This window comes from Vibrio sp. OPT46 (assembly GCF_015163535.1).
GTDB classification, from domain to species: Bacteria; Pseudomonadota; Gammaproteobacteria; order Enterobacterales; family Vibrionaceae; genus Vibrio; species Vibrio alginolyticus.
The window spans coordinates 90286-90959 of record NZ_JADDYG010000093.1; the positions used below are offsets into that span (position 1 = coordinate 90286).

A 674-nucleotide genomic window follows, 5' to 3' on the forward strand; every position below is an offset into this window, starting at 1 on the left:
GACTTCTTTCCAGTTTGATACTTCGCCTTTGTAGATTGCAGTCACTTGCTCGGCTGTTAGACCTGGCAGTTTGTTTTGTGGGTTGACAACCACTGCGATACCATCACGAGCAACCACTTCTTCGATTAGTGTTGATTCTTTTTCAGAGTCTTTTAGATTACGAGAAGACATACCAAGGTCTGCTGAACCATTTTTCGCTGCTTTTACACCAGCTGAAGAACCAGGACCTTGAACTTCGATAAATACGTTAGGGTTCTTCTTCATGTACGTTTCAGAGAAAACTTCCATCAGTGGAGTTACGCTGCTAGAACCCACTGCAGAGATAGTTTCTTTAGCAGAAACAGGAGTCACTGCCATTGCGCCTAGAAGTGCGATTGCACCGATTACTGTCTTTTTCATCACAATTTCCTTAAGTGGCTTTATTGCCGTTGTGTTTCACTTGAACGGTGCTCACTTTAGAATTTGAATATGACAGTTGTGTTTCACTTAGTTGAACCCTCTATGACACGTTGTCATTTCTAACTATTAATTCCGCGACTTATCCCTCTCTCAATTTGAACGTAACGTTTTTATAACGTTGCCTCATGTTCAAGATGATAACCCCATCGATTTTGGTACATTTCATAACAATTAGATATGAGTAACTCATTGATTTGGCAAATATAACAATTAAA

1 protein-coding gene is annotated in these 674 nt (G+C 39.9%); it reads right to left on the minus strand.

Translation table 11 applies throughout. The annotated features are described in order from the left end of the window. Positions 1–399 (minus strand): substrate-binding domain-containing protein (locus tag IQR33_RS04620; protein ID WP_193843545.1); only part of this gene is annotated, 399 nt, incomplete at its 3' end. Between the last annotated feature and the right edge of the window lie 275 nt (positions 400–674).